The organism is Lacrimispora sphenoides JCM 1415, assembly GCF_900105615.1.
In the GTDB taxonomy this organism is placed as follows: Bacteria; Bacillota; Clostridia; order Lachnospirales; family Lachnospiraceae; genus Lacrimispora; species Lacrimispora sphenoides.
Map to the genome: position 1 here is coordinate 2,898,054 of NZ_LT630003.1, position 24,038 is coordinate 2,922,091.

At 46.9% G+C, this 24,038-nt stretch carries 20 protein-coding genes; 8 read left to right on the forward strand and 12 right to left on the reverse strand.

The features are described from left to right. Positions 1 to 8: 8 nt before the first annotated feature. From BMX69_RS13095 to BMX69_RS13125, 7 genes are all read right to left on the reverse strand, one after another. Complete coding sequence (locus BMX69_RS13095) at positions 9 to 1,592, reverse strand: AMP-binding protein (protein ID WP_054790299.1); 1,584 nt, start codon at positions 1,590 to 1,592, stop codon at positions 9 to 11. A gap of 40 nt (positions 1,593 to 1,632) precedes the next feature. Next, the gene (locus BMX69_RS13100; RefSeq protein WP_100042574.1) at positions 1,633 to 2,766 is read right to left on the reverse strand and encodes a YkvI family membrane protein; all 1,134 of its coding nucleotides are present in this window, start codon (positions 2,764 to 2,766) and stop codon (positions 1,633 to 1,635) included. A gap of 15 nt (positions 2,767 to 2,781) precedes the next feature. After that, positions 2,782 to 3,900, reverse strand: coding sequence for a 2-hydroxyacyl-CoA dehydratase subunit D (locus tag BMX69_RS13105; protein WP_100042575.1), 1,119 nt, complete (start codon positions 3,898 to 3,900; stop codon positions 2,782 to 2,784). Next, the gene (locus BMX69_RS13110) at positions 3,900 to 5,138 is read right to left on the reverse strand and encodes a 2-hydroxyacyl-CoA dehydratase subunit D (RefSeq protein ID WP_092244516.1); all 1,239 of its coding nucleotides are present in this window, start codon (positions 5,136 to 5,138) and stop codon (positions 3,900 to 3,902) included. The genes BMX69_RS13105 and BMX69_RS13110 overlap by 1 nt, the downstream gene beginning before the upstream one ends. A 15-nt stretch (positions 5,139 to 5,153) precedes the next feature. Next, a complete protein-coding gene (locus BMX69_RS13115; RefSeq protein WP_100042576.1) occupies positions 5,154 to 5,924 on the reverse strand; it encodes an acyl-CoA dehydratase activase in 771 nt (256 codons plus the stop codon). A 379-nt stretch (positions 5,925 to 6,303) separates the two neighbouring features. Next, positions 6,304 to 7,002: a GntR family transcriptional regulator gene (locus BMX69_RS13120; protein ID WP_100042577.1), complete on the reverse strand. Its 699-nt coding sequence runs from the start codon at positions 7,000 to 7,002 to the stop codon at positions 6,304 to 6,306. A 221-nt stretch (positions 7,003 to 7,223) separates the two neighbouring features. Further along, positions 7,224 to 11,195 carry an N-acetylmuramoyl-L-alanine amidase family protein gene (locus tag BMX69_RS13125; protein WP_100042578.1) on the reverse strand — a complete coding sequence of 1,324 codons (3,972 nt, stop codon included), beginning with the start codon at positions 11,193 to 11,195 and terminating at the stop codon, positions 7,224 to 7,226. Between the two features lie 241 nt (positions 11,196 to 11,436). On the opposite strand from BMX69_RS13125, the gene BMX69_RS13130 reads away from it, so the two are divergent. The 8 genes from BMX69_RS13130 to BMX69_RS13165 all read left to right on the forward strand — a co-directional run bounded on the left by BMX69_RS13130 (position 11,437) and on the right by BMX69_RS13165 (position 19,526). After that, the gene (locus BMX69_RS13130) at positions 11,437 to 12,234 is read left to right on the forward strand and encodes an AraC family transcriptional regulator (protein ID WP_054790304.1); all 798 of its coding nucleotides are present in this window, start codon (positions 11,437 to 11,439) and stop codon (positions 12,232 to 12,234) included. A gap of 174 nt (positions 12,235 to 12,408) precedes the next feature. Then, positions 12,409 to 13,401 carry an ABC transporter substrate-binding protein gene (locus BMX69_RS13135; protein ID WP_100042580.1) on the forward strand — a complete coding sequence of 331 codons (993 nt, stop codon included), beginning with the start codon at positions 12,409 to 12,411 and terminating at the stop codon, positions 13,399 to 13,401. Beyond that, positions 13,398 to 14,435 carry a FecCD family ABC transporter permease gene (locus BMX69_RS13140; RefSeq protein WP_100042581.1) on the forward strand — a complete coding sequence of 346 codons (1,038 nt, stop codon included), beginning with the start codon at positions 13,398 to 13,400 and terminating at the stop codon, positions 14,433 to 14,435. The genes BMX69_RS13135 and BMX69_RS13140 overlap by 4 nt, the downstream gene beginning before the upstream one ends. Beyond that, a complete protein-coding gene (locus tag BMX69_RS13145; RefSeq protein WP_100042582.1) occupies positions 14,436 to 15,482 on the forward strand; it encodes a FecCD family ABC transporter permease in 1,047 nt (348 codons plus the stop codon). A 1-nt stretch (position 15,483) separates the two neighbouring features. Beyond that, positions 15,484 to 16,269, forward strand: coding sequence for an ABC transporter ATP-binding protein (locus tag BMX69_RS13150; protein ID WP_100042583.1), 786 nt, complete (start codon positions 15,484 to 15,486; stop codon positions 16,267 to 16,269). 14 nt (positions 16,270 to 16,283) lie between these two features. After that, positions 16,284 to 17,036 carry a nucleotide-binding protein gene (locus BMX69_RS13155; protein WP_100042584.1) on the forward strand — a complete coding sequence of 251 codons (753 nt, stop codon included), beginning with the start codon at positions 16,284 to 16,286 and terminating at the stop codon, positions 17,034 to 17,036. Then, positions 17,033 to 18,316 (forward strand): nitrogenase component 1, encoded by a 1,284-nt coding sequence (locus BMX69_RS13160; RefSeq protein ID WP_054790306.1) that lies wholly within the window; start codon positions 17,033 to 17,035, stop codon positions 18,314 to 18,316. Before BMX69_RS13155 ends, BMX69_RS13160 begins: the two co-directional genes overlap by 4 nt. Beyond that, on the forward strand, positions 18,303 to 19,526 hold the full coding sequence (locus BMX69_RS13165; protein ID WP_100042585.1) for a nitrogenase component 1: 1,224 nt from the start codon (positions 18,303 to 18,305) through the stop codon (positions 19,524 to 19,526). The genes BMX69_RS13160 and BMX69_RS13165 overlap by 14 nt, the downstream gene beginning before the upstream one ends. Positions 19,527 to 19,611: 85 nt before the next feature. Here BMX69_RS13165 and BMX69_RS13170 read toward each other — a convergent pair whose 3' ends face one another. The 5 genes from BMX69_RS13170 to BMX69_RS13190 form a co-directional block, all read right to left on the reverse strand. After that, positions 19,612 to 20,604, reverse strand: a complete 993-nt coding sequence (locus BMX69_RS13170) for a hypothetical protein (protein ID WP_054790307.1) — start codon at positions 20,602 to 20,604, stop codon at positions 19,612 to 19,614. A 154-nt stretch (positions 20,605 to 20,758) separates the two neighbouring features. Then, positions 20,759 to 21,940, reverse strand: coding sequence for a PTS transporter subunit EIIC (locus BMX69_RS13175; RefSeq protein ID WP_242941256.1), 1,182 nt, complete (start codon positions 21,938 to 21,940; stop codon positions 20,759 to 20,761). A gap of 233 nt (positions 21,941 to 22,173) precedes the next feature. After that, on the reverse strand, positions 22,174 to 22,692 hold the full coding sequence (locus BMX69_RS13180; RefSeq protein WP_100042586.1) for a hypothetical protein: 519 nt from the start codon (positions 22,690 to 22,692) through the stop codon (positions 22,174 to 22,176). Between the two features lie 47 nt (positions 22,693 to 22,739). After that, complete coding sequence (locus tag BMX69_RS13185) at positions 22,740 to 23,600, reverse strand: ICP22 family protein (protein WP_100042587.1); 861 nt, start codon at positions 23,598 to 23,600, stop codon at positions 22,740 to 22,742. 13 nt (positions 23,601 to 23,613) lie between these two features. Beyond that, the gene (locus tag BMX69_RS13190) at positions 23,614 to 24,033 is read right to left on the reverse strand and encodes a DivIVA domain-containing protein (RefSeq protein ID WP_054790311.1); all 420 of its coding nucleotides are present in this window, start codon (positions 24,031 to 24,033) and stop codon (positions 23,614 to 23,616) included. Positions 24,034 to 24,038: the final 5 nt, after the last annotated feature.

A 24,038-nucleotide genomic window follows, 5' to 3' on the forward strand; every position in this document is an offset into this window, starting at 1 on the left:
TTTCCTCCTTAACCTCTTTTCGCTAACCGTTTCTCGACTTCCTGCCGTAACACATGGACCTTAACCTTTCCGCTGTTGCCAAAAGGAAATGAATCAAATCGGTAAACATATTTGGGAACCTTATAATTCGCCAGATTTTTACGAACGTGCTCCCTGATCTTTTCTTCTGAAAACTCCGCTCCGGACTCCATGATGATACAAGCGGCTATTTCTTCCTGAAGAACCTGGGCATCAACTCCTACCACCTTTACATCCCTGACTTCCGGAAGTTCCAGAATGCAGTTTTCAATTTCCACCGGCGCTATGTTTTCACCGCCCCGGATAATCATCTCTTTTTTTCGTCCGGTTATATAAAGAAAGCCTTCCTCATCCAGATAACCGCAGTCACCGGTATGAAGCCAGCCCTCTTCATCCAGCACTTTTTCCGCTTCTTTCGTTTTGTTGTAATAGCCCTTCATGATGTGATATCCCCGGGACTGGATTTCTCCGACAATGCCTGGTTTGGCAACGCTTTTTCTTTCTTCATCCCAGATCCTTAATTCCGTATAAGGTATTTTTTTTCCTGCCGTAAGGGCTTTTCGGCAGATTGGATCCGTATACCCGGTTATGGTAATCGCAGGGGAAGACTCGGTCTGCCCATAGGAAGGCTGCAGATGCTCCATCTTCAGCTCTTCACAGATCTTGATATAATCTGACGGATGAATGGCGGAACCTGCGATAATTCCGCTCTTTAAGGAACTTAAATTGTATTCATTTCTCCTGCTGTTCTTTACCATAGCCAGGAACATACTTGGAACACCGTTTAGAATGGTGCAGGAATTTTTCTGTATGTTTTCCATAACTCCAATGGACTTATAATACTGATTGATATAAATCGCCGCTCCGGCATGGACAGCGGACAAAATGCCCGCTGTAATGCCAAAACAGTGAAACAGGGGGACGGATAAGCACATGCGGTCACTTTCGTTCCAATGCATGGAACGCACCATTTCGGCTGCATTGTTGACCATGTTTTCGTGGCTTAACATCACTCCTTTGGGAACACCGGAGGTACCGGAGGTAAATAGTATATTGGCGGTATCCTTGGAAGATAAGTTCTGTTCCATTTCTTTTAAAAGCCGTTTCTCTTCTTCCCTGTTTTCCCCCATTTCACAGTCAGACAGATGGTCCAGAGAAATGATCCCTTTTAAGAAGCTATCAGGACGATCCAGTCCGGCTTTTGAAATGACCGGTTCATAGTCTGCATTGTTGCAGCCCTTTCCATAGAACAGATAGTCTGCATCTCCTTCTTTTAAAATCCGGTTTAATTCCTGTTCCTTATAGCATGTATTGACCGGGATCACAATTGCCCCGGACTTCATAAAAGCAAAATACGCCATGATCCATTCCGGGCTGTTAATCCCCCACAACGCGACATGTTTTCCTCGTGAAATTCCTCTTCTTATAAAGTCAGATGCCCAAAAATCTGAAATTTCATCCGCCTCTTTCCAGGTATAGCATCGATCCTGGTAACAGATTCCTGCTCCATTCGGCGTAAGAACAGCTCTATTATGAAGCAGTTCTCCGATTGTTTCTGATAAAAGGCCTGTCATATTCATTCTCCTGCTAACCTCTGTCCCATGTTTCCTACAGTTATTTCTCGACTTTTCCCATGGCTTCTCCGATCATTCGGATCAGGAACGGAACCAGTACCACTGCAATGGTTACATAACCCAGATATCCATATCCTACCGTTACCAGCGGAAGAAGTCCGAACTGGGCGATAGCAAATGCAAGAATGGTACATAGCAAAGCACAGATTAAGGTTTTTGCTGAAGGCTTTCCGTCATTTTTCCTATCCTCCGGCTTTTCAAGGGCAACCACAACTCTCTGGACTGCTCCGGCTATCATGTTAACCGCCGTCGATACCGCTCCTAAAATAATCAGTATGGAAATCATTGGGTTCATGAAGCCGGCTCCAACTCCGCCTTTGATCAGAGTGATAACCGGAAGGGGATCCTTGGATAAATCAGGATTGGTAGCAACTGCCATAAGTCCTAAAGTAGAAAGCATAATCAATCCGGAGTTAACAAGAAATCCGTAAACCATGCTGGTTTTTGCTTCTTTTTCCGTTTTAAATGATTCTGCATGCTGGTACAACAATCCGATGGAAGCCAGCTGGAAGGAAGCGTAGATAAAGCAGCTCCAGAAAGCAGGGCCGGCAGGTGCAGGATCAGCTCCCAAAGTCTTGATATTACTTACGATATCACCCCAGCTGACAATAATGTTTGGTATGTACACGATCAAAAGGCCTGCTATGATAATGACTGACAATGTGGAAGCCGCTTTTCTTACAAAATCCGTTCCGAAAATGGTCACCACAAAGATAAATAATCCTATGATCAAAGTACAGGCCATATATGGGATTCCGGTAAGGGACTGCATGGTGGAGCCTCCGGTCGCAAAGGCAACAGAGGGTGCCAGGCAAAGCAATAATATGTATACCAGCTCATAAAGGTTGGAAAAAATGGGGGCGAATTTTCCGTAAAACTTATTGTTAAAGGTTCTGTAATCATAAGCATCATGAAGCTTCGCATACCGAAGACCATACCACTGGAACACCGCTCCGATCGCCTGAGCAAGAATCGGTGTAATAAGTGCCCAAATACCAAAGGCAACGAAATACTGGACCAGCTGTGCGCCAGAGGCAAACCCTCCGCCAAACTGTGTTGTAAACCATACGAAAGCAACGCCCACGGCTACCGGCATTTTATTTTTATCGATCATATCCTTCTCCTCCTGTTAAAGCATATCTATGAATGCTTCTATCATCGTTCCTGCCTGCTCGTAATTTACCATTTGCCTGTCTACTTCTACCTGAATGATAGGAATTCCTGCCTCAGCACAGGCTCTTTTCACCATTACATAATCAAATTCTTCCGGATCACAGAATTTCGTCAGAAGAACGACCACACCTTTTGCTTTGTACTTCTTTGCCAGATCAACAATATAACCGGCTCTCTTCTTTTCCGGATCGTACAGGACGGAACAATGGTCCATACGGGAAAACTTATCTGCAAGTCCTTCCAAAGGTTCCAGTTCCAGTTTGACATCCGTACGGTACTGCCTGGATTCATGGGCAACATCATCTGCCACAATCTGCAGTCCATGTTCATCGAAGATTTTAAGCAGTCCATCGCTGTCTGCCAGGATTCCGGTGGTGATTACCTTGATTTTGCTTTCCTTCTCCTCTGCTTCTGACAAAGCCTCCATCAGCTGGCTGACCAGTGCTGTATGTTCTTCCTTCCGCATGAAATGAGCACTTTTAAAAATATCTCTTCTCTGGACTGCCGTGATGGAAGGATGCTGTTCTAAAACCTCTGTCAGCTTTCTCATTGCCGCATTGTGTTCATTGTAGATTTCATTGGACCGGGCCAGGGAAGTTTCACTGAATTTCTCACCGGTTGCTGCCTCTAAATCTCTTATCACACGCTCATAGGAAGCTTTGGTAAATTCTTTTCCGGACTCCGGTTTCCGGTTCTGGGGATAGGTCATGGGAATAAAGGAAATGTCCTTTACCGCGTATTTCCAGTTCTGTCCCAGACACTTTAAAGAGTCACAGAGGGAGGGAATCACGATGGCTGAAATGCCTTTGTATTCTCCTCTGATCCCCAGTTCCAAAATGCTCTGCATAATGGAACAGATAAACGCAGGAAAATATCTTTTAGACTCTTTTAACTCAATATCCGCTCCCCATGCTCCCATAGGAACAAGCCCCATAGAGTGGATCAGTTCTTCCGGAGTATAGACAGGAACACAAGCCACAACCTTTTTTCCCTGCTCCAGATAAGCATTCAGCTGTTTTTTCGGTGAACATGCAATTTCATGAAAATTTTCTAATAATTCATTCAATGTTGCCATCAGTCTTTCCCCCCTTTGTTGGATTCCATGATTTCTGTAAGCCCCTGAACCCTTGTTTCATACTGGGCTTCCGAGAAGTTTCGCGGGTCTGCCTGATCACCGTCAAATGAGGTGACCGGTATCTGGCAGTCCTCTCCGATCTGGCGGCTCATCTCATACATAAAGCCGCTCCAAAGCTTGCAGGAACGGTTGGTATGAACCAGAAGCCCCTCTGCATGGGTCTTATTTACAATCGCTTCTCTCTTATCCCGGGCATGCTCTAAGTTCATGGCATTGGGCACGTTGCAATAGGCACGGATCAGGCCGTCAAAGTCATCGTAAATGAATCCAAAGGCATCGGCATAAATGGTTGCCACCATGTTGATTCCCCGGGACTTAAGGCCGGTGGCCGTTGTTCTTAAATGAGGCCAGCAGGCGATCCCTTCAAACATGATCCTGTATTTTTCCTCTGCACGGAAGGTGCTGGTACCCTCTTCCACTGCCTTTTTATATTCTTCCAGCAGGGTTTCAAAAGCTTCGGCCGCGTCCACGGTCCCTCTGGCACAGACGGCAACCGCCATATGATTAAGCAGGTCAAAGCCGTTAAGAGGAGAAGGGGTATATTTGGTATAGGCTGTAGCCTCCAGCCAAGCTCTGGAAGTCCTGTTTGAGATTTCCATAACCTCCTTGAATTTCTCTTCACTCCATTTCTTACCGGTGATTTCCTCCAGCTGTTCAATGGCCGCCAGAAACTGGCTCTTGACATATGCTACCTGGGCATCTGAAACCTCGTAATCAGGATTAAAGGGAATGTCAATGAGAATCAGCGGAATGTTTAGCTCTTTTGCAATGTTCTCATACCATTTGATCATGCAGTTGCAGATGTTATTGCAGCAAAGTACAAAATCCGGCAGAGGCATGTTCTGCTCCGGAGTTTCCCCCACCATCATATGTGCCAGACTGATCCTTGCATAAGCGCAGATGTCATTGGAATAACCTTCCGCCTCTGAAATTTCACACAGCCGCTGTCCGGCTCCTCTTGCCGCAATCGCTGCTGCCTGATTCTCTGGATAGCACACTTTAATGCCTAAGGTCTGAAAAATTTCCTGAGGGAAATTGCTGGCGCACCAGCCGATTTTTTCTCCCCTGTCCTTTGCCTCCTGGACCTCCTTGTAGTGCTTTGCCACAATCTCGTTCAGCTTAAACTTGGCTGAATTGGGATCAATGGTAAACTTTGGTTTTTTCTCTCCTTCTCCCATGAAAAATTCCTCCTTTTATGATTTATCATAAGCGTATAGCGCCGCTCCTAAAGCACCCATGAGCTGGGCCATTGGTGAATATGTAATTTTAAGACCCAGCTCCTGCTCCATGGCTTTCCGTACCCCGCCATTTTTTGCAACGCCGCCGCTCATACACACTGTTTCTTTCACACCGACCCGTTTTGCCAAAGCCGCTACCCGGCTGGCCACAGACTGGCAGATACCGGCAACCAGATCCGGGAGCTCGACCCCGTTTGCCAGCTGGGATATAACTTCGGATTCAGCAAATACCGTACAGGTACTGGATATTTTGACGGTCTGTTTTGACAGGGCCGCCTGCTTTTCCAGATCCTCAATCCTCAGCTGAAGGATTCCTGCCATGACATCCAGAAACCGTCCGGTTCCTGCCGCACATTTGTCATTCATCAAAAATTCTGTCATGCGCCCGTCGGCACCCAGGGAAAGTACCTTTGCATCCTGTCCGCCAATGTCAATGATGGTCCGCACTTCCGGAAGCAGATGATGGACACCCCTTGCATGGCAGCTCAGTTCACTCATCTCGCCATCGGCATTTTTTAACAGCTTCCTTCCATAACCGGTAGCATAAACAGCGGTTATCTCTTCCGGCTTTAAGCTTCCTTCGGCAAGTACTGCCTCAATTGCCCGCCCCGGACCGTCGGTTCCTGTCCCTGCCCCAATCAGGGAAGTAGCCAGAATTTCCTGTCCATCTTTCAGAATGACCGCTTTGGAGGTGGTAGAGCCTATGTCAACTCCTAATGTGAACATGGTTTTTTCCTTTCTTTGTTTAATTTTTAACAATAATTAAGAAAAAAATATATATGTATACATGTATACAAGTTGCTCTGTGAAAAAATGTATCCTTGTATACAAGTTATATTTTAAAAATAAAATGTAATAAGATACACTTTTTCATGCATAGATTATCAAAAATTGTCGTATTTGTCAATAACTTTTTTAAAATCAGGATTTTCTTTAGATATTATATGGAACCTGATTGGAACCGTGGTCTCCTCCTTCTTCCTTTGTAATCGTCTAATTTGTGACAATCTTTTTCTTATAAACAAATAATCGGCTGTCTTCGCTGCAAACGGCTTGAAATCTAAATGACTGAAGACTTCCGACCATTTCTTCTTGTCCAGCCGGATTAAATGTTCAAGAAATACTGTGGATACTTTTCCTTTGCTTTCGCTCTGATCTCGGATATGGTTTCCAGATGATCTGCCATCGCCTGCTGGGCTTTGACAAAATCGCCGCCTTTGATTTCGTCGACAATCCTCCGGTGTTCATCGATCAGGCAGGGCATCCTTTTGCCAAGTGCCACATCGAAATTCCGCCATCTTGAAATGTGGAGCATTAAATCCTCCAGCAATTTTATAAGATTATACCGTTCCACACTTTCCGCAATGGCCCGGTGGAATGCAGAATCCAGCTTTTGAAACTCCAGGTCATACCCCTCCACACCCCGGTAGGACTCCTGTTTTTCTAAATTATCCTCCAGTTCTTTTACCAGTTTTCCAATCTTCTCTTCGTCCATCTGGGACAACAGCTCATAAAGCTCTTCCTTCTCCACGGCAGTCCTTAAAATCAACAGGTCTCCGATGAGTTTTAGATCAATCAAGCTTACATAAGTACCTCTCTGGGGATACACCGTAAGAAGCCCAAGCTGATTCAGCCTTGCAAAGGCATTACGGATGATGGTTCTTGACACCCCATACTCTTCCGCCATCTGATTTTCACTGATCCTGGTACCAGGCTCTAATTCCAGCTTTAAAATACGTTTTCTGATATTAAGGAAAACATAATCAGCGGAAACCGGCTGGCTGTTACTTTTCATATAATCCATATTCCTTACCTTCAATTCATATTACTTGTTTTTTGTTATGAAACGATTATACTCTTGACTGCGGATTTCTGTCAATTCGTTTCTGATACATGGTATGGCTGCCATCCGCTTTTCATCATCACGATATCAGACAATCCCATGTTTAAAAATTTCTTTTCAGAGCCGTCTGAAAAGAGGGGTGAAATTTCCCCCTCTTTTACACGGTCTTTCAATTAATCTTTTTATTCTCCAACAGCCGAATTAGCTGTTTTTTCAATCTTCTTTCCTTCCTCCAGTTCTTTTCCCTGGCTACCAGAAACTGTCTCATCGGTTCCTGTAGTGTCTTTCTGTATTTCTTCTTTTTTGCTCTCTGCAGCTTCTTTTGTGTCTCTCTCCCTGGCTTCAGCCGTTACTTCCTTGGTATCATATGCCTTGTCCTCCGCAGTTTCCACCGGTTCTACTATAACTTCTTTTGTTTTGTCTTCCCCAGTTTTACTTAGTTCTTCCTTGACGCCTTCAGTACTGTCTTCCCCGGCTTTACCTGGTTCTTCCTTAATTTTTTCTGTTTTGTCTTCCTCAGTTTCCTCCGGTTCTTCCTTCATTTCTTCTGTCTTTTCTTCCTCATCTTTACCCGGTTCTTCCTTCGTTTCTTCTGTCTTCTCTTCCTCAGCTTTTCCCGGTTCTTCCTTAGTATCTATCTTTTCTTCCTCTGCTTTACCCGGTTCTTCCTTCGTTTCTTCAGTCTTTTCTTCCCTGGTTTCTGCAGCCTCTTCTTCCTTAAGAGTTACAGAAGCAAGCTTTCCTTCCATACCTTCTTCCGGATCAAATAAATCGACCATGAATGTCAATGTCTCGTAGCCGCTCACCTCAATAACCACTTCGTTTTCTTCTTCTGTAAAGCCATCTGCCGTAAAGTCAAGATATTTTACAACTCCATAGGAATCATCCTTAGATACCTTAAACTCATTTTGCCTGGAAGTGGAGAACAGTACGGCCTTTTTATAAGGAATTCCGTTAACAATTACTGTTTTATCTGCATTTAAATACTCCTTTGTAGCCTTCTCATCTGTTGTATCGAAGGTTACACGATAATATGCCGGATCCCAGTTCGTTCCTTTCACAAATTTTGTCGTTTCCACACCAGGAGCTGATTTTTCATTTTCAACCGGTTTCCCTGCAGCTTCCAGAATTTCAAAAGTTAAGGTCTTGGCAGTGTATCCTTCAGCAGTCACCAGAACCGTATAATGCCCTGCCTTCTGAAACAGATCTTTCTGCAGCGTGAAAGAATAATCTCCTTTTTCATAATTATCCTGGCTGAATATTCCGCCCTGTTCTTTGGAAAGCACTTTCCTTGTATTATCGTCCGGGCCAGTCAGGGTCATCCCTGTTAAATTCTTCATAAAGTCACCGCGAAGTTTCTTCTGGCTTCCATCGTCTTCATCGGCTGCAGCATTGATGAAAACCTTCTGTCCTACGCGGTAAGCTGCCGCGTCCTCAGCTTCTGCTTTGTCTGGATTCTCAGTAAGAGAAAGTTTAAACATTTCCAATTCCTTTACCACATGTAAAACAACCGTCTGCTCCTTGTACCCCTCTGCCACAATTCGCAGCTTGTGCTCTGCTTCCGTTAGCTGCTGCGTACCGCCTCCAGTTCCTTCTGTTTTTGACAGAAGGGTAACGCTTTCCTTTGCCTCGCTGATCTTATAAGCCGTAATATAATCGTCACTTCTAAGAGCGATTGCAGAATTGTCCAGATAAAGTGCTGTTATTTTGGAGATATACTCCTTATCCTTATCGGAGGTAAGCACCAGATCCTCGCCCAACTTTCCTTCTGCGCCCTTAAGAGCAGGCGCCGTCTTTCCTACTACGGAAAGCAGACTTTCAACGGTTCCTAATTTTCCGTCTTCCAGGACCCGTTTGACTTGGTATGGGCGGTTTCCAGTCTCTCCTCCGGTCTGGGTCTCCTTATATTTTTCAAAGGAAAGATATTCTCCTGTCCCCAGCTTTCCATCTTTAACTGCATTTAAATAATGGGTAAAATTATAAAAAACTTCAGCATTTTCATCCATAACAGCCTGTGCCTTCTGGTCATACCACAACTGTACTACTGCCTCACTGTCCTCATTTACATTGTTGATCTCATGTAATATCAATGCGTTCGCTAACAGATCATGGTCAAAAATCAGGTATCCGTTCATTTTTGAACCTCCGGAAGAACCAGAGCTTCCGGAACCGCCGCCATCCGGTATGGCAACAGTTGCGCTGGACATGGCGTCAATGCCGTAAGATTTAGCTACTGCAAAGATTTTAAGGTCATCTGCCCTGGTCTGTGAATTGCTGCCAACTTCCACTTTCTTAGACATTGTCTGGTAGCCGTTTGCATATGCCGTAACCGTATATATACCGCTTTCATCGGTAATCACATTGTCATCTGTATCCGTACCGCAGATATGAAGCATGGGGCCAATCTCATACCATTGGCTTATATTTGTAAGAGACTTTACTTTTCCTGACGGCATCGTTAAATCTACCCTGTAAATCGGTGACAGGATCTCTGTTCCAAAGCTTTCTCCATCCGGTCCAACAATATTAAAGGCAAAGTCTTCTCCCTCTTTTGGGCTCGGGTTTAAAGTATTTAAGTTCATCGCAAAAAGCCTGTTATCCACCAGATGAAGGGGCACGTTCATGGTTGCCTTGCTGTATCCGGAAGACAGGTTCAGCTGATAACGCCCCCGGACAAAAAGGTTGGTCTGAGGCAGCTGGATGGTAATTACTCCTGTTTTTCCATTTTCTGTTTCGATAACAGTTGTAAAAACAAGGTTCTTGTTTAAAATAGAGTTCTCAGCATCCAGAACCTTAATGGTTTTCAGCTGGTCAAACCAATTTTCCTGTGCCAGAGTCTTTAAGGACAGCTTAAACTGGATCCTGCCCTTTCCGTCTTTATCAATCATGGTATCTGGCAGGTAATAATCGGCAGGTAGCTCAGGGAAAGTCTCCTGGTCCTTTCCGCTTAAATGAAAGGTAGTCTTCTCAGGCCTTACACGCACATTGCCGTCTTTATCGTAATTATCCAGCCAATAGTCAAAGACAGATATAGATCCGTTGGTCAGGATCGCACTTGGGGCTGAATCAAGGCTGCCTCTCTCCGGCAATTCTGCCGTAGAGCCCTTTCCAACCTTTATGCCCTGCTCTTTGCCGTCAGAAATCCTGGTAACAGTGATGGTATTCGGCTTCCATAGGGTCGTCTGCCACTTGACCACAGTTCCGTCATCATCTACGTTTGTGCATACGTCCGTAATATCTGTCCCATCCACATCAATGGTATAATCATCTATACTTCCTTCCTGGAACGTGATAACTGCATACTGGATCCAGCCTAAGTCTACCAGCTTTGTCTTTTCTGCATGAACAAAAACACCCTTACCTTCCTGGCTGTTATTCTCTTCGTCAGGATTGCCCTCATTCCCGCCGGGGCTGCCTCCGTTGTTCTTATTGCCTGAGGAGTTGCCTCCGTTATTCTCATTCCCCGAGGAATTGCCTCCGCCTGAGGAACCGCTTCTTCCGGAAGAACTGCTTCCTCCACCGGAAGATGCTGTTTTCTTTGTGCTTTCTGCTGCAGGTACTGAGGCCAGGCCTCTGCCGGCCTCGTAATGAACAGTTCCATCAGACTCCACCCATCGGCCGTCGCCATTTACAAAATATCCATCCGGGGTAGTCTGGCCTGTATACATCCTTCCCATATCTGTTCCGTCAGCAGTATTAAAATAATAGCAATAACCGTCAATCCACTGCCACCCTGTCTTCATGGCTCCAAGGTTTCCATCATTGGCCGTATTAAAAAAGTACCATGTTCCGCCGCCAGCCTGGTACCAGCCGGAGCGCATCTGGCCCTCTGTTCCATCATTGGAAGTGTTCAGATAGTATCTTATTCCCTTTTCATCCTGAAACCATCCTGTCTTCATGGCACCGTTTTCCGGGTGAAGATAATACCAGCCCGACGTCTTTTTAATCCACCCGGCGCTTAAACTGCCTGAGGCCTCATAATGTTTCCAGCCATCATTTTCATATTTCCAGTCGCCCTGCGTGTATATGCCCCCGTCTCTGCTTGTCTGGGAACTGCCTGTTATACCCGCCCATGCTATGCCGAACTGGGAAAGTACACAAGCGGCTGTCAATATTGGTACCACTGTTTTTTGAATCAACTTTTTCTTAACCATTCCATCCTCCTTTTTTAGTTAGTTTAGACTAACCATCGCCATCTCAGTATATCGGGGAGGTTATCGGTTGTCAATGATGATATGAGAGAATGAATGAGTCTTTTTCTCAACAGCCCGAATTCCTTTTTCCTGGCAGAGGACCTGTGGTATGATGATACGGTAAGGTTTTTGACAGAGGACCTTTCTATGTGATACTATCAATACTTTTATTATCTAAGGAATGTGATGTGGAGCCATGGCAATGGAACTAAATACGATTGTAGAGCATTTTGCAGCCACACTTTTTAAAGTACAAGGGGTATACCGTTATAAAATACCAGCCGGTAGTAAGGGCATACAAAGAACCGCTTCTTATCCGGGGTTTATATTCCCGCTTTCCGGCTGCGCTGAATACCAGTTTAACGATACGCCATATTTTATCAAACCAGGAGTAGTTATCCATGGTTCGGCCAACACCGCCATGCGCAAGCGTGTCATTGGAGACGAAAACTGGGAATTCGTTTCTGTTCTTTATGAAACTTTCAACGAATCACCTCACATGAAATTGAGGAATACCCATTTCAGCATAGCCGTCGGACAAAGCCCCCAGCTGTACGATATGCTTCATCATTTGTACGCAACCTCTAACCGGCCCGGCGGTCTTGCGGTCTTTCAAACGGAAACCTTGTTCCGCCGGGTGCTGGAGGAGACATTCTTGCGTGCCAGAAACCAGACAAGGTACGGCGCACAGGAGCTTTTTGAATCGGTATCGGAGTACATCCATACCCACTACATGGATGGTTTAACCGTAAATTCACTTGCCTGGCAAAACGAAGTTAATGAAAACCGTTTGTTTTATGTTTTTCAAAAGTATGCAGGCATGGGGCCGGCAGATTATTTACGGACGTACCGCCTAAACCGCGCCAGGGAGCTGCTTGTTACAACCTCCATTCCCATTGGAACCATAGGGGAGCAAACAGGCTACCCAGATGCACTGTATTTTAGCCGCATATTTAAGAGACATTTTGGAGTGCCTCCAAGCAAATTCAGGGAAGAATAAGCCGCCGGTACAAGGAAATGCCCATGGTTTTCCACGGGCATTTTTTCGTGCTGCCAACTACAATTCAGGATATGTCCATATAAATTACGGATAAAGCCATTCACATAAGCACCGTGGTTTGATATATTATCCAGGAGTTAGTCTCATCTAACTAACAATTCAGGAGGTGCTACATTGAAAAAACAAATCTCTATTTTATTTGCACTGCTTTTGTCTGCCGGACTGCTATCCGCTTGTTCAAAGGAACAGCAGACGGTACCCCCCTTACCAACAGAAAGTACTGGTACACAAGAATCCGTAAAACCGCAGGTACCGGATACTTCCAAAGATTCTTCGTGGCCGCGTACCATAACAGATGCCGGCGGCCATAATATAACCCTGGCCAGCCAGCCTAAGCGCATTGCCATTCTCCATTCCAACTATCTGGAATATTTTTTTGCACTCGGCACTCCGGTTGCCGCCTCGGCAGGGGCTTCAGCAGGAACGGCTCAGCAGGCTCTGGAAACCTATGAAACACTGATTCCTTATGGCGGTACCGAAGAAATCATGGATCTTGGAAGTGCACGGGAAATCAATCTGGAAGCGGTTCTGGAAGCGAAACCGGATATGATCGTAACCTTTGCCGGGCACACAGGTCTGGATGAAATATATGACCAGTTAAATCAGATCGCCCCCGTAGTACTGCTGGATTATAGTGACACATGGCAGAACCAGACCCTTGCCTGCGGTGAAATCATGGGCAGGGAAGAGGCAGCCGGGAAAATCATTAAGGAAACCGAGGAAGCCATAGCATCAGCCCATGAAGTGTTGAGTCAGCAGGATAAAACCGTTGCTATTTTCCGCACCAGCGGAGGCAAGGCATTTGTTGCCCGGGGCAGCCGCAGCTATTACAATGCTTTCGGCATCACTCCGCCCAAGGGATACACCTTTGGTTATGAAACCTTCTCCCTGGAAGCGGTGGCGGATATGGACCCGGATTACATCATCTTCATGGACTATATTGATACTGCCAAAGGATTTGTAAAATCCCAGGAAGCTTCATCAGTCTGGCTGAATATGAGCGCTGTAAAAAATGGCAATGTACTTTATTTTGATGACTCCCTTAACACCTTTGGGCCCTTAGCCATGGAGTTAACTGCCAAAAAGCTGGTGCGGGCAATCAAATGATGATCCATAAACACAAACCCATGAAAAGCGGAAACCATAGGCGTGTTATCCCGCTGCGTCCTCTCATTACTGCCGTAATGATTTTATTAATGCTTCTTTTGTGTATTTCAATTACACAAGGAACTGCAAACATTTCTATGGATACTGTTGTCAGCGCTTTCACACATTTTGACAGCAGGAACCCCCAGCACCTTATGGTCATAGACTTGCGGCTGCCCAGAGTGCTCATCAGCGGCCTGATTGGCGCGGCTCTTGCCGTAGCTGGTGCAATTATGCAGGGAACCACCCGCAATCCCATGGCCGATTCAGGGCTTATGGGGATCAATGCAGGCGCAGGTTTTGCCATTGCAATGTGCTTTGCATTTATGCCGGGGATTAGCTATGGCATGCTGATTGTTTTCTCCTTTCTCGGTGCGGCCCTTGGCGCCCTTCTGATTAACGGCATTGCCGCCTCCCACAAAGGCGGGAGGAGTCCTATGGACCTGGTGCTGGCCGGGGCTGCAATCAGTACACTTTTGTCGGCGTTTAGCCAGGGAATCGCCCTGGGCTTTGATGCAGGAAGGGACGTGCTGTTTTGGACCGTGGGGGGCGTGGCAAACGTAACGTGGCAGCAGTTTTATATTCTTGCGCCTGTTGTTTCGGCCGCCCTTCTGTGTGCGTTTTTACTTTCTCCCTATGTATCCATACTGAATATGGGCGAGGATGTTGCCGCAGGGCTTGGACTTAACACGGCCCTTATCCATTGTCTCTGCACACTTGTAGTGCTTGCATTGGCTGGTATTTCTGTATCGGTGGTAGGATCAGTTTCCTTTGTGGGGCTCATCATCCCCCATGGAGCCCGGTTTCTCGTGGGCGTGGACTATAAAAAGATAATCCCCTCCGCGGCTGTTTTGGGAGCCCTTCTTCTGGTACTGGCAGATTTAGGCGCAAGGACGGTAAACCCGCCATTTGAAGTTCCTTTGGGCGTGATCACATCCCTCATCGGCGTTCCCTTCTTTCTATATCTGTCGCAGAAAACAAGGAGGGTTGCTTAAATGACGCACAAAGAAATAAACCTTTTTAAAAGAAAGACCACAATGCGAAATACGATGGTTATAGGCACATGTTTTGCTCTTTTTATCCTGTCCGGTCTAATCAGCCTGAACACCGGTTACAGCAAGCTTTCCCCCTCAGACATCCTCCACGCCATGATGGGAGGCGGCAGGGGAAAAGAGAAACTGATCCTGTTCTCCTTCCGCCTTCCCCGCATAGTCCTTTCCATGCTGGTGGGGGCCGGACTGGCGGTATCCGGCTGTCTCTTGCAGGGGGTCACAAAAAATCCCCTGGCAGATCCTGGGCTGTTAGGCATCCATTCAGGCGCAGGACTTATGGTGGTGCTTTATGTACTTTTCGTTGGCCCCCGGTCCCCCCTTGCCGTTTTTACGCTTCCCGTTCTGGCGCTTTTGGGGGCAGGCGCTGCGGCAGTTCTCGTCTATTTCCTTTCCTGTAAAAAAGGAGCAGGTACGTCGCCTGTATCCATGGTGATGACCGGAATCGCGATCCAGGCAGGGTTATCCGCCCTGACCACCCTGCTGGTGGTTAAACTTGATGACACCCAGTACGCCTTTGTTTCCTCATGGCAGACAGGAAGCATCTGGGGAGCCAACTGGACATTTGTACTCGCCCTTCTGCCCTGGTTGTGTATCCTGATTCCTGCCTCCTTATACAAAGCAGGGATCTTAGATGTTATGGGTCTTGGGGATGAAACCGCTGCCGGCCTTGGCGTTTCTGTGCACAAGGAAAGGAAAAAACTTCTGCTCATGGCGGCAGCCTTAGCCGGCGCCTGTGTCTCGGTAAGCGGCAGCATCAGCTTTGTGGGGCTTATGGCTCCCCACATCACCCGCCGCATAGTAGGGCCGGGGCATGGCATTGCCCTGCCCGTATGCGCTCTGCTGGGAGCGCTGCTGGTATCGGCAGCTGATACCATTGCCCGGGTTGTCATCCAGCCGTCATCGCTGCCCACTGGAGTGGTGGTATCCATAATTGGTGCACCATACTTTATATACCTGCTTTCCCGGCGGGAAAAAGAAATGAGGCGATAAAATGAACGCAATAGCAACTAAAAAATTAAGGCTGGCCTATGACGGACATCGTGTGGTGGATTGTCTGGATCTGATGATTCCCCATGGAAAAGTCACTTCCCTCATAGGGCCCAATGGCTGCGGAAAATCCACCATATTAAAAGCAGCCGGCCGTATCCTTAAGCCGCAAAAAGGCTGGGTGCTTCTTAACGGCAGTGATATCCAGGCCCTTCCCACAAGAGAGGTGGCAAAGCGGATGTCCATATTGCCTCAAACGCCCACTGCGCCAGCAGGTCTGACCGTGAGGGAGCTTGTATCCTATGGGCGCTTTCCCCGCCGTCATGGTCTGGGCAAGGAAAAGAAAGAGGATGAGGACAAGATCTCATGGGCGATGGAAGTGACCCGGCTCACCGGTTTAGAAACAGCAGCGGTTGATGCCCTCTCCGGCGGGCAGCGGCAAAGAGTGTGGATTGCCATGGCTCTTGCCCAGGAGACCGACTTGATTTTACTTGACGAGCCCACCACCTACTTAGACATGGCCTATCAGCTTGAAGTTCTGGAACTGTTAGAAACGCTTAACAGGGAACGGAATTGTACCATTGCCATGGTGCTCCATGACTTAAATCTTGCCTCCCGCTTTTCAGATTTTCTCGTGGCCATCCGGGGTGGAAGCATTGTCGCGCAGGGTACGCCGGAGGAGATCATGACGCCCGGGGTTTTACGGGAAACCTTTCACATCGATGCAGAAATAGCCGCCGACCCCCGAACCGGCAGACCTGCCTGCATCTCATACCATTTAATTGACTAAGGGAGTTTAATACTATGAAACGAATTGCTATTTATGGAAAAGGCGGCATTGGGAAGTCAACTACGGTTTCCAACTTATCTGCTGCCATGGCAAAACTGGGGCTCACCGTACTGCAAATCGGCTGCGACCCAAAAGCAGATTCCACCCGTAACTTAACGGGCGGAAAAAACATCCCCACTGTACTGGACACTTTGCGGGATAAAGGAGATGTAGAACTGGACGATATCGTGTTCAAAAGTGAAACCGGTGTTTTATGTGTAGAATCCGGCGGGCCGGTTCCAGGCGTGGGCTGTGCCGGCCGGGGCATCATTACTGCATTTGAAACGCTGGAAGAGTTAGATGCTTATTCTGTGTTTTCTCCTGATGTGGTGCTGTATGACGTATTAGGCGACGTGGTTTGCGGAGGATTTGCCATGCCCATCCGGGGCGGCTACGCAGACGAAGTATGCATTGTCACTTCCGGTGAAATGATGAGTCTTTACGCTGCCGCCAACATCGCGCAAGCGGTCAAGAGCTTTGCGCCCAGAGGCTATGCCGGCCTCCGGGGTCTGATTTTCAACGCTAAAAACTTTGACGGCGAAGAAGGGCTTGTACAAAAAGCCGCCGATGAAATAGACGCTTCCGTCCTTTTTCATATCCCCCGGGATCCCTATGTGCAGCGTTCGGAAGTACAGGGAAAAACTGTGGTGGAGGCATTTCCTGACAGCCATATGGCAAAAAGGTATCAGGACCTCGCCCGACTGCTTCTGGAAGGAGGGCTTTCATGAAGGATATCAAACATTTAAAATGTCTGTCAGCTGTCAGGAACATGACAGCCGTCCGCCAGCTGACACCTGCTGCCTATCCCGGCGTCCACTGCCCTATGCACACGGCACTGGCCCTGGCCGCTAACATAAGAGGTGTGTCTACACTCCTGATCGGCACTGCCGAATGCGGGTACTACAGCCGTAACGTCCCCCTTTCATCCCCTTATGGGGAGGAGGCTTTGCATTGGAATTACGTCCTGGACAGCAAAGAGGTGGTATTTGGATCCCGAAAAGGGCTGATGGAAGCCATCCGGGAAATGGATCAAGCCGGTGCAAGGCTTATATTGCTCCTTTCCACCTGTGTGCCGGAGCTCATTGGCCTTGATATGCAAAGTATCTGTCTTGAGATGCAGCCAGAGGTAAAAGCAATGCTCATCCACCTTCCCTTTGGGAATTTTAAATGTGGCGGCTATGAGCCAGGATATTGGAAAACCCTTCTGGCAATGGGAAAGACCATTGAAAAATCCGTCAGTAAGGGAATGACTGTTAATGTCCTTGGCCGCAGCGCCTTAGAGGAGCATGTTCCCATGCCTCATCTGATTGCATTTCTAAAACAGCAGGGTGTGCCCCTGCGCTTTCTGGCACCGGATTCCTCGCTGGATGACTTTATATCCTCCGGAGACGCAAGACTGAATCTCGTCCTTTCCCCATTTATGGATTCTCTCGCCCAATGGATGGTTAAGGAGCATGACATCCCCTTTGTCAGCCTCCATGATGTTTACAATGTCCGGGAGATAGAAAGCACTTACTCACAGATCGGGCAGTATTTAGACTTAGAGATGGCACATGAGTTTGACGAACAGAAAAAAGAAGGGAAAAGAGCACAGAAAGCGGCGGCAGCCCAGTTGAAAGCCCTGCAGTATATCAGCGCAAATTTAGGCACGGTCCAGCCGCTGCCCTTGTCGGCTTATTTATCGGACCTGGGAATGTCTCCCATCATGATTCACATGGCGGAGTTTTATCCCTCAGACACTCGCTGGAAAGAGATGCTGACCGGGCAGGATATAAACCCTATCATCTGCCTGATGCTCAATGAGCAGGCCGACATGCAGATCATTGAGGAATTGCGCCCGGATCTGGTGATGGGGGATTGGGGCGGCAGGGGCCGGAACAATCCGCCCAGCGTGCCCGTACTGGACCTATACGGTCACATAGGATATGAAAGGACCATTGACCTGCTGAATCGCATGACCAGGGCGCTTAGGACAGGAAAGGAGGAACGGACCAATGGGACTGTATAAAACAGCACCGCCCCTGTCAGGGCGGATGGGCTCACTTTGGTGTTTATCCGGCATCGCCCAGTCGGCCGTGATAGAATTTGGCTGCATGGGACATATGGCCTATGGAAGGACCTTCCTTCACCGGATGGGTTCCTTTGGCGGAAAGCTCTATTCCACCCATATCGGAGAAACCGATATTGCCATGGGGGATACCAGCCGGCTGATACGTGCGGTGGAGTGGGTATCAGAAAATCAGGGCATAAAAACCATCTTCCTGCTGCCCTCCTCCGTGCCGGAGGTAATTGGAATAGACTTAAAAGCACTGGCTCAGGAGCTGTCGCCCCAATTTCCCGATACACGCCTGATCCCGCTGACTGCAGGTGGATTTGATGTCTGCGGGCACAGGGGGGTGGAATTTACCCTTTTGGAGCTCTGTAAAACCCTGCCTAAGGAAGTGCATCAAACGGGACTGCCCTCCTTTAACATCATCGGCTCCTGTGCGGACATGTTTCGGTATCATGCTGATGCCGCAGAGATCGCCCGGATGGCATCAGGTGCCTTGGGAATGGAGCATCTGTGTACTATGACTTCCGGAACAAGCATCTCTCAGCTTGAAACATTGGGTGCGGCTCATTTGAACTTTGTTATTCGCCGAGAGGGCGAAGCCGCCGCGAAATATCTTCAGGAACGCTTTGGCACGCCTTATCTAACGGCACGCCCCTATGGAATCCAGGGAACCCTTGACTGGCTGGAGGATGCGGCAGCCATATGCGGCAGGCAGGCGGACAAATCGTTTATCCGCCGGGAAAAAGAAAATGCACTGGAGCAAATTGCGCCAATGCAGACGGTACTGGCCCGCTTCCTCCGTGTCCACAGAGAAGATAATAAGCTGGTTCTTGCCGGACATGCCGATGTAGTGCCTGGAATTGCAGAATACGGAAAAGAATGTTTTGGATTTTCACGAACCGAATGTTATTGTGATTGTTCCGATATGGCAGGTGGAGATATGGCCTATCTGGATGACTCCGCCAAAGAAAGGGCTGCAAGCGATTCAAAGGGCTTTCTTATGGGCAGCGGTGAACTGCTGCACATGGCGAAAAGAGACCAGAACCTGCAGATTGCAGTACCTGACCACATCTGGCGCCATGCCTATGAGCCTCCGCTTGCCGGTTTCCGGGGAGCGGTAAATCTGGCGGCAGTGTGGACCAACGAAATGGTGAGGATTCACTGACACATGCAGCATTAGGAAATAACATTCAAAAGGACAGGAATATAACACTCCTGTCCTTCTTTATCATAGCAATATTTTATCTGTTTTATGATTGGATCCACGCCCCGTCGCTTCCTACCTCATATCCGTCCGGCGTTGTAGTGTTTATAAGCATGGCTCCGCTTTCTCCGCAATAATACCATATGGAGTTCCAATGGATCCAGCCTGTAACCATATATCCGGACTTATTAAAATAATACCAGCAATCGTTAATATACTGCCAGTTACTGATGGTATAGCTTTTGTCCGCATTACAATACCACCAGCCTGTGCTGTCCTTCAGCCATGCGCCCGTTCCTGTGCTGCTTCCCGGCCCTGAAACACCGCTTGGGCTTTTGGAACTGATCTCCTCTGCCACATCGGCTGATACATACCAGCTGTCAGATTCTTCCCAACTCCCTTTATTGGATGAGTTGTATACTCCCCGTACTTTAAAGGAGTAATTCCCGCTATTCGTCATATAGCTTGAAAAATCATAGCTGGTATAGGTGGTTGTAAGCACGGAAGTCACTGCATTGCTTCCCCTGTAAAGGCGTACCTCATATTTATTGGCATCCTCACTTTCATCCCAGTAGCCTGTGCCGTTTTCTTCATCCCACTCCAGGTTACTCACTGCCAGCTCATGATCACTTTCATCATCCTCCAAAGCATCAAGCGTTATATATACAATCAGCTCACTGCTGCTCCGGCTGACAGAACTGACCGTCCCGTCAGAACCGCTAAGACTTACACTGCTTTTGGAAAAACCAGAGGCAAAGTAATAATCGTCTTCTGCTTCTAAAGTAACCTTTAATTTGGGCTTATTTCCATCCTTCCATTCTTCATCCGGTTTATTTGTAACCTCAACATCGTCGATACTGAATTTGCTGGAACTGGATGTGACCGTAACATCACTGCCGCTTTCTCCGGCCTCAATCTCTGATGATATGTAAAGTGAAACACTGCTGATCTGGGTTCCCGTTGCCGCCAATGCCGTAATTGGAGTCACAGACAAAATAGCTGCTGTGATAAATACTGCAGACCTTTTTAACATATACATATAAATTCCTCCTCACTCTAGGTTAAATCAATTTTTTTATCTGCTTCTTTTTTACCATGTAAAGCTGAAACAAACCTTAAATTTCATCAGATAAATTGTGATTTTTTTATGAATTCATATAAATATAGATATGAAACGTCAGATCACTTCCCCTCTAACATGCGGCTTCTGAAGCGATTCCGTCATAAACTGCCCCCGGCTGGAATAACGTCAGCAAAAATGACGTTAAAAAACCGGCAAAACAGCTTACAACAAACAGCCCAAATCCCCTTCCAAGAAAAACAGGTAATGTAATCACACTTGGGAAAGCAAAGGTCATTGCCTGAGCTCCCGAAAATCCTGCTATGGCTCCTCCCACCCCACCGCCGATGCATACTGCAATCATAGGCTTTTTTAACGGCAGGTTCACGCCGAACATAGCCGGTTCTGTAACTCCGAAACATGCAGACACTACGGCAGATAAGCAGAGGGACCGGAACTTTTTATCCTTACTTCTCAAACCCACCGCAAGTGCCGCACCAGCCTGGGCAAATACTGCAGGCCCGATCAAAGCCAGTATGGTATCAGAGCCTTTTACAGAAATATTATTCATTGCGACCAGTACAAAACTCCAGTGAAAACCAAATATGACCATCGGCTGGATCACCGCTCCTAATATTGCACCTGCAATCATTGGGCTGATCTGATATACAAATTCATAAGCCGCAGCCAGGCCGTCTCCTATTACATTCCCGATTGGCCCGAATACAAACAGTGTGACCAGTCCAACAACTACAATGCAGATCAAGGGGGCAAAGAAACCTTTTATCAGATCCGGCAGTATTTTATTTACCACCCGTTCCACATATACAAGAAGTCCAACCGCCAGGATGATGGGGATTACACCGGAATGATATATAACGGCCTTCATGGGAATTCCGGCAAAAAATATGTTAGTGCCAGCCTCAAATACTTTAGTTAGGGAAGGATACAAAAGCACTCCGCCGATGACCACTGCAGTAAATGGGTCGCAGCCAAATTTTTTTGCCGCGGTAAATGCCAGTACCATAGGCAGAAAATAAAACAGGCTGTCTGCCATGGCATTTAACACCAGATAAGTCTCACTTGTTCCTGACACAATATTAGATGCGGTGAGAATGGTCAATATGCCTTTTAATATTCCTGCCGCGCTTAACAGATTGATAATAGGCAGGAAGATTCCTGAGATCCCATCGATCATAACATTAATCATTGACTTTTTTTCTTTCATGTTTTCCTCTCCTATGATGAAACGTTCTCTGCGTAAATTTCCTTTTTCCGCTTCTGCCATTGTAACACATTTCACATCATTTTCCATATGTATTTTTACCGATACCTTGGTGCAGCCTGTACCGCATAACAGCCATGAAGCCGGATAAAGAAGTCCTGGGGAATCCCGGAACAGGGGGGAAAAATAGATGACCGAGAAAGAATCATGTTTGAGATTAAAGTGTAAGGATATCAGACAGAATCCCCTGCATCTGGATTGACCGCAGATGCAGGGGATTTTAACATGCAGGCAGCATGCCATTAAAAGCACTGATTAACTGCCTATCTATAAGTGCTCTCTGTCTTTATGGAAATTTCTTTTATCATACGCATCAGTTCCAAAGCGCTTCGGAAGCTTATATACTTTTTTGATGTTAACTTTCCGATCACTCTTCCCTGCATGGTGGCGTTCTGACGAAACTCTATTTTGATTAAGAGCGTGTTCTTCGCCCGACTGGCCTGTGAATACAGAACCATACTGTTCTGCAGCTGAATACTGGCCTTTTCCGGTATTCTGTTATTCCTCCTGGTCCTGAGCGCATACTGCTCAGCCATTTTTTTATTAAGAAATCTTGGTTCAGTGGTTGGTTGAGGGGAACCGATCCAGTCGCAGATTTCATCTAATTTAAGAATCATATCACCGATACCAAAAAAGCAGACAGGCTTTTCTATGTAGCAGTTAAGGATTTCACCATAAAAATCTTCCCCTTCTTTTCCTTGAAAGCAAATCAGCATTGTGCTGATGCGGTCCGTTACAGTCATGGCGCTGCAGATGTCCTGTATTTCTTCATTTTTTACCATACAATCCTTCTCCTCTTTCGTATCTGTGTTTATCGGATTTTCTTCTGTCAGTCTGAAAGCAGTGTACAAATTTTTTCTCTGTTTTTGTTCGTAGTGAGTGACTGAAAAACTTTTTTATCAGAACCGGATAAGGCATATACATCCACACCGGACAGCCGTGTTACACGGATAACCGATTCTTTTTCGTTTTTAGCTCCGTTTACCATATTCAGGCTCCAATAGATGGATTGAAGTTCGTCAAAATCAGCCTCATTTGTTATTTTCACATCATACGGATAATTCCCGGTCTGATCATGTTTTATGGCATAGACGGCAAGTGCTTCGCAAAAATTATCATCACCCTCTATGAGCGTATAGTTATCTGACATATCAAGCAGCTCGGCAATATCACTGATATGATCATAAAAGCCGGTATATGCAGCCTCCATGGATGCCGCAACATCCGGATTGCCTTCGCTTTCTTCCGGGACCTTTGTTTCATCCGGAATCTTACTTTCCTCCTGGTTCTCACTTTCCTCAGGAATTTCACTTTCCTCCTGGTTCCCATTTTCCTCAGGATTTTCACTTTCCTCGTCTCCATCGGAACCGGTCTGTTGCTCTTCCTCTTCTGTCTGATCAGAATCCGATTCGGGAACTTCTGATCCATCGGGAATCTCCGATTCCGAAGAGTTCTCTGATGTATCTGCATCGCTTTGCTCCGTGTCAGGCTCAGCCGTTTCCTGCTCGTTGCTGCCTGCGGCATTCTCCTCAGGATCTTTTACCGTTTCCCTATCCTGCTCCGTGTTATCCACTTGTTCCGATTCTTCCAGCTTTACTTCCTCCTGCTGTGCATATACCTGAACGATCTTCCCGGTAATTAAGCTGAAACACAATACCGCAGAGATGAGGAATGCTGTATATTTTTTCATTTGATATTCCTCCTTATTTTGATGCAGCTACCTCTTGCGCCGCCTCATCTGATTCAGGATCGCCCAACAGACTCTCAAGATCTTTCCGAATCTTCTCAAGCTCTAAAGCCTTATACCTCTCAAGTCCGGATATCTCCTGCTGCAGTGTAATTCTTCTCTGCTGCATTGCCGCCAGCTCTTCGTTGCATTTATTCCGGGTCTGCTCAAGCATTTCCTTAGCAGTCTGTTGTGCAGCCAGCAGAGCTTCTGAAATCTGATTCTTCATTTGGTTGTATTCCATGCGCACGCTGCGCAGATGTTCCAGTTCCCGGCACTGCTCTTCCGCTGCCTCCCCAATCTCATCCAGGAGGATATCAACTTCCTGGGCATCATAGCATCTCCTGAATCTTTTGGTCAGCTTAACCGCTTGAATCGCTTCTTTCGTCAGTACCATTATTT

Coding starts and splice junctions, on each gene's coding strand:
- BMX69_RS13095 (WP_054790299.1), bottom strand. CDS start 1,592: ATGACAGGCCTTTTATCAGAAACAATCGGAGAACTGCTTCATAATAGA.
- BMX69_RS13100 (WP_100042574.1), bottom strand. CDS start 2,766: ATGATCGATAAAAATAAAATGCCGGTAGCCGTGGGCGTTGCTTTCGTA.
- BMX69_RS13105 (WP_100042575.1), bottom strand. CDS start 3,900: ATGGCAACATTGAATGAATTATTAGAAAATTTTCATGAAATTGCATGT.
- BMX69_RS13110 (WP_092244516.1), bottom strand. CDS start 5,138: ATGGGAGAAGGAGAGAAAAAACCAAAGTTTACCATTGATCCCAATTCA.
- BMX69_RS13115 (WP_100042576.1), bottom strand. CDS start 5,924: ATGTTCACATTAGGAGTTGACATAGGCTCTACCACCTCCAAAGCGGTC.
- BMX69_RS13120 (WP_100042577.1), bottom strand. CDS start 7,002: ATGGATTATATGAAAAGTAACAGCCAGCCGGTTTCCGCTGATTATGTT.
- BMX69_RS13125 (WP_100042578.1), bottom strand. CDS start 11,195: ATGGTTAAGAAAAAGTTGATTCAAAAAACAGTGGTACCAATATTGACA.
- BMX69_RS13130 (WP_054790304.1), top strand. CDS start 11,437: ATGGAACTAAATACGATTGTAGAGCATTTTGCAGCCACACTTTTTAAA.
- BMX69_RS13140 (WP_100042581.1), top strand. CDS start 13,398: ATGATGATCCATAAACACAAACCCATGAAAAGCGGAAACCATAGGCGT.
- BMX69_RS13145 (WP_100042582.1), top strand. CDS start 14,436: ATGACGCACAAAGAAATAAACCTTTTTAAAAGAAAGACCACAATGCGA.
- BMX69_RS13150 (WP_100042583.1), top strand. CDS start 15,484: ATGAACGCAATAGCAACTAAAAAATTAAGGCTGGCCTATGACGGACAT.
- BMX69_RS13155 (WP_100042584.1), top strand. CDS start 16,284: ATGAAACGAATTGCTATTTATGGAAAAGGCGGCATTGGGAAGTCAACT.
- BMX69_RS13160 (WP_054790306.1), top strand. CDS start 17,033: ATGAAGGATATCAAACATTTAAAATGTCTGTCAGCTGTCAGGAACATG.
- BMX69_RS13165 (WP_100042585.1), top strand. CDS start 18,303: ATGGGACTGTATAAAACAGCACCGCCCCTGTCAGGGCGGATGGGCTCA.
- BMX69_RS13170 (WP_054790307.1), bottom strand. CDS start 20,604: ATGTATATGTTAAAAAGGTCTGCAGTATTTATCACAGCAGCTATTTTG.
- BMX69_RS13175 (WP_242941256.1), bottom strand. CDS start 21,940: ATGGAAAATGATGTGAAATGTGTTACAATGGCAGAAGCGGAAAAAGGA.
- BMX69_RS13180 (WP_100042586.1), bottom strand. CDS start 22,692: ATGGTAAAAAATGAAGAAATACAGGACATCTGCAGCGCCATGACTGTA.
- BMX69_RS13185 (WP_100042587.1), bottom strand. CDS start 23,600: ATGAAAAAATATACAGCATTCCTCATCTCTGCGGTATTGTGTTTCAGC.
- BMX69_RS13190 (WP_054790311.1), bottom strand. CDS start 24,033: ATGGTACTGACGAAAGAAGCGATTCAAGCGGTTAAGCTGACCAAAAGA.